The following is a 4,576-nucleotide window of genomic DNA, read 5'->3' as shown; positions in this document are numbered from 1 at the left end:
GGCTGAAAGCCCGCCGGAAACTCAAAATCTTTTAGTATATCCTATCAGTACATCAAATTGATTCCCTTTTTTATTAGGAAGATATTCCTGATTATAGTAAATGGCGGATAAAGAAAATAAATTCATCTTTTGGATGGAAAAATTATATTCGGCTCCTATTTTAAAGGTTTTAAGCTTAAAGTTTTCATTTTCCAGTAAGTTATTGCGGTGTTCTTCCGGGCTTATCCCTGTCCCTGCCTGAAGAGCAAAGTAGTCTTGTGCGCTTTTAGTATAATATCGGATGGTTCCTGTATAGGAATGAGCAATATTTTCCTTATTAGGAGTAATGTAGGTACGGACATTAAACCAAAAATTTTTATAATATTTTCCGGCTGAAGCGGTAAGCATCCAGATATTGTTTGTGAAATAAATCTGCCGGTATCCGACTTCAGCCTCAAAGCCGCGTGGAAGATTGGCATTCAATGAAATGCCGGTGCGGTATTTGGGAAATATGCCCACATCATTGGAATATCCACCGCCTACATAAAGATAAAAGGTTTTGGATAGTCTCGGGTAAGCTTCCAGTTCTATCTGGGTGCCACTTTGTGCAAATTTGTTGGCATAGTTTCCTCTAAGGATAATGGGTCCGATAGGTGTAACTCTTTTGTAATGAATCCCTACAATATGCCAGTCGTCATCAAATTGCTCATCAAAATGAGAGTAATTATAAAGGATTCCGATTGCATTTTTGGTAGTGAATTCACTGATTCTTATAGCAAGACCGGTTGCTTCCGTATTTTTTGGATGAATGCTTAAAAGAGTGTTAATAGTCTTCTCAGCTTTAATATACTCTTTATTATTATAGTAGGCTTTTGTTTTTAATAACAAAAGCTGTTCAGACTGAGGATGGTAGGTTAGTCCTTTATTGAGGATTTCTATTGCTTTTGGGTTCTGATCATTCCAGTATTCAAGTGAAGCATAGGCAATAAAATAATCTTCGTCGCGGACATCTTTTCTTTCAAGTTCCTCAAATACCGCCCTTGCTGAAGCTGGATTTTTATTCCATGTATAAAGTCTGCCCAGGAAAATAGAAACATCAGTATAGTCTGGGGCTTTTTCTAATGCTTGTTGGGCAAGACTAATGGAAGTGGCGTAGTCTTTTTGTTCAAAAGCAGTGGTCCGTGCTTTAGCGAATAATTCATCTGCCGTTAAGTTTTCCTGGCTGTAGAAAAGAGGAGAAGAAAATAATAACAACAAGCCCAGCGATTTTCTTATTGAAGATGTAAACATTAAGGTTAAAAGTTTATTTTGTGAATTGTATCTTTATAATAACAAATATATTGAAGTTTTTTATCGTAAACTATATATTGTTGTTTAAAACCTGTTTTTAGTTTTTAGAATGTAATTTTTCTGAATTATCAAGTTCATGACTAATTTAACGGTTCATATACAGGATATATGAGGGTGATAAAAGAGAAAAACGATAGTTGTATAAATTCCACCAGGCAATACGAATTTAACTAAGCTTAAACTTACAGCTTATCAAGCTCGGATTGAATATTCTCTTTTGCCTGCTTTTCATACTTGGTTTTAAAAAAATCAGTTTTAAAGATGCTTTCCAGTTCCAAAAAATGCTGGAGGACCTTTTTCCTTCCCGGGATATATAGAAGATCCGGGTAAAGGGAATATTCCTTTCTTATTTTTTGAGTATATTGAATATAGGATTCAGGGCTTTTGCCAAGGATGGAAAGATCTGCATCCAGAAGAAAATTAGTGTCATGATGGTTGGAGAGTTGATGCGTTTTCGTAGCCAGGATCTGTTCAAAAACATCTTTGATGATGGTTTGATTCACTTGTAAACCTTCAAGTCTGGAAACAGCAAGTTCAGCGCTTTTCTCCTCATTGGATTTTGAAGTTACATGATAGATGATATCATGATAAAAAACGGAAAAGCTAACGGTCGCAAAATGACGAATCTGGTCTCCGGCTGCTTCGAGTTCCGAAAACATACTCTCCAAATGCTCAAGATTATGGTAAAACCTTCCTTTTCGCGAATGCTTTTTTTCAATTTCCAGCCATAGGCTTTCTATAAGATCCCTGTTTTCTGAAAACTTAAGACAATTTTGGATAAACCTTTCTTTCAGTTCCATTTTTTTTGAATATTTCAGATAAAAAAAGGAACTTTTTAAAAAGTTCCCTGATTTGCTTCCAAAGTTGCTTTCAATTCAGCCCAGCCACCGCCGTTATAGCCTTCTTTTAACCCTTGTGAATTGAGATATTCCAATGCTTTTCCGCTTCTGTTTCCACTTCTGCAGAATAAGACCACAGGCTTTTCAATAGATAAGATTTCCTCTTTTCTGTCCTCTACTTCACCTAAAGGGATGTTTTTAGCGCCTTCTATATTTCCGTCCATTTCCAGTTCCATGGGTTCACGAACGTCGATTAATTCATAATTTCCTGATTGTAATACTTCTGTTAACGACATAATAAATTGTTTTAAGTCATGTGAATAATAGTAACGAAATTACGTAAAATTTTGCTGACCTTTCCATTGTTTTGAGAGATATTTTTAATAAAACCAATAATGTAGACAAATTCAAAGAATGCTTTACCATCCATAAAACCAATAACCCTTTGATTTCTTTAATAAACCGTCTCAAATATTTTATATAGTTTTGCAATGTAAAATCATGAATTCAAGTGCCGAAACATATTCACAACTCATAAAATCCAAAGCCAGGAAGTTTGGGTTCCAGGATTGTGGTATTTCCAGATCGGAATTTTTGGAAGAAGATGCTCGGCATCTGGAAAGCTGGCTGAAAAATAATTTCCATGGGGAAATGAAATACATGGAAAACTATTTTGATAAAAGACTTGATCCCAGATTACTTGTTGAAGGGTCCAGATCCGTAATTTCCCTCTCTTATAATTATTTTCCTAAAGAAAAGATCTCAACTCTTGAGAACTATAAGATATCAAAGTATGCTTATGCAGAAGATTATCATGAAGTTATTAAAGAAATTCTCCGGGAGATGGTTGCAGAATTGCAGGAAGAAATCGGGGATTTCGGATTCAGGGTGTTTGTAGATTCTGCCCCTGTATTAGAAAGAAGCTGGGCCAGAAAATCAGGAATAGGATGGGTGGGAAAAAATGCCAATCTCATTACCAAACAGAGCGGCTCCTTTTACTTTCTGGCAGAGATTATATGTGATCTCGAGCTAATACCGGATCATGAAACCACAGATCATTGCGGGACTTGTAGAAAATGTATAGAAGCCTGCCCTACCGATGCTATAGTTTCAGATAAAATTGTTGATGGAAGCAAATGTATTTCTTATGCAACCATAGAACTGAAAAACGAAATCCCGGAACATTTTAAAAACAAAATGGAAGACTGGATGTTCGGTTGCGATATTTGCCAGGATGTTTGTCCTTGGAACCGCTTTTCCAGTCCCAATTTACAAAGCAGATTTACGCCTAATGAATCTCTTAAAAACTTTAAGAAAAGAGAATGGAAAGAACTGACCCAGGAATTATTTTCAGAAATATTCAGAAAATCACCTGTGAAGAGAACGAAATTTGCCGGATTGAAGAGAAATATTGAGTTTTTAGATCCTTCTTCAGGTCTGTAAGAAACTTGCTTTTTAAGGGGAAAGTTACTTTTCTGGAAATTGTGTTTTCCAAAACAGAAGCGGGTAATCGACCATTCCTTACAGTTTTTTGTTGCAAAGAGGTAAAGATTCGAATCAGCAAGAATGTATTAACGCCTTTTCCTAAAAAGAAAAATTGACTCTCAGGAGATTAAAATCTCACAGAAAATCAACGTCTTTTTTGAATTCTTTTAGGAGCTATTTTTACTCTTATTTTAAATCTTTTTTGTGATTTAGAATTTTTACGCATATTTCTTATATATTTCGTACTTAAATATAATCATTTTTCCGATAAAAACAAATACTTTTGGAAAAAAATAAGATTAAATTTTATTAAACTGTAATTAAAACATGAGTGTGAAAATGATATTAATGGCTGTCCTTAAAATATTGGGAGTTGTAGTGGGAATTATAGTTCTATATGCATTATTAGGCTATTTATTGCCTTTTATAGAAACTAAGGCAAAAGATGATGGACAGAGAAAAGAAATTCCCATTTATATCTATACCAACGGAGTTCATACGGATATTGTAATGCCTGTAAAAAATGACTTACAGGACTGGAGCTCCAAAATCCCGTTCTTCAATGTGCGTTCCCAACAAACAGATTATAACTATATAGGTATAGGATGGGGGGATAAAGGTTTTTACCTGGATACTCCAACCTGGGCCGATCTGAAATTTTCAACCGCATTTAAAGCAGCTTTCTGGCTGAGTGAATCTGCCATGCACTGTACTTACTATAAAGTCATGAAAGAAGGAAGCGATTGCAAAATGATAATGATCAGCAGAGCACAATACAAAGATCTTGTCCGATTTATTGAAAGTAAATTTGACAGAGACCAGAAAGGAAATTTTGTGTTGATCCCCACTGATGCTGTCTATAGTGATAACGATGCTTTTTATGATGCCAAAGGAAAATACAGCTTCCTGTATACCTGTAACAC

5 protein-coding genes are annotated in these 4,576 nt (G+C 35.3%); 2 read left to right on the top strand and 3 right to left on the bottom strand.

The features are described from left to right. Positions 1-21: 21 nt before the first annotated feature. The 3 genes from ACGHIN_RS16660 to ACGHIN_RS16650 all read right to left on the bottom strand — a co-directional run bounded on the left by ACGHIN_RS16660 (position 22) and on the right by ACGHIN_RS16650 (position 2,464). Positions 22-1,269: a YaiO family outer membrane beta-barrel protein gene (locus tag ACGHIN_RS16660; RefSeq protein ID WP_390456147.1), complete on the bottom strand. Its 1,248-nt coding sequence runs from the start codon at positions 1,267-1,269 to the stop codon at positions 22-24. 242 nt (positions 1,270-1,511) lie between these two features. Next, a complete protein-coding gene (locus tag ACGHIN_RS16655; protein ID WP_390456144.1) occupies positions 1,512-2,129 on the bottom strand; it encodes an HD domain-containing protein in 618 nt (205 codons plus the stop codon). A 35-nt stretch (positions 2,130-2,164) separates the two neighbouring features. Further along, complete coding sequence (locus tag ACGHIN_RS16650) at positions 2,165-2,464, bottom strand: rhodanese-like domain-containing protein (RefSeq protein ID WP_390456141.1); 300 nt, start codon at positions 2,462-2,464, stop codon at positions 2,165-2,167. Positions 2,465-2,669: 205 nt separating this feature from the next. On the opposite strand from ACGHIN_RS16650, the gene queG reads away from it, so the two are divergent. Both queG and ACGHIN_RS16640 read left to right on the top strand, forming a co-directional pair. Then, entirely contained in the window at positions 2,670-3,611 is a 942-nt protein-coding gene (queG, locus tag ACGHIN_RS16645; RefSeq protein WP_390456138.1) for a tRNA epoxyqueuosine(34) reductase QueG, read from the top strand. A 369-nt stretch (positions 3,612-3,980) separates the two neighbouring features. After that, positions 3,981-4,576: TIGR02117 family protein (locus ACGHIN_RS16640; RefSeq protein WP_390456135.1), on the top strand; the 596-nt coding region annotated here is incomplete at its 3' end.

Source organism: Chryseobacterium barbadense (genome assembly GCF_042849955.1).
Lineage (GTDB): Bacteria > Bacteroidota > Bacteroidia > Flavobacteriales > Weeksellaceae > Chryseobacterium.
Note: the sequence above shows the minus strand (reverse complement) of the source record. Positions and strands in the feature narration are given on the sequence as shown.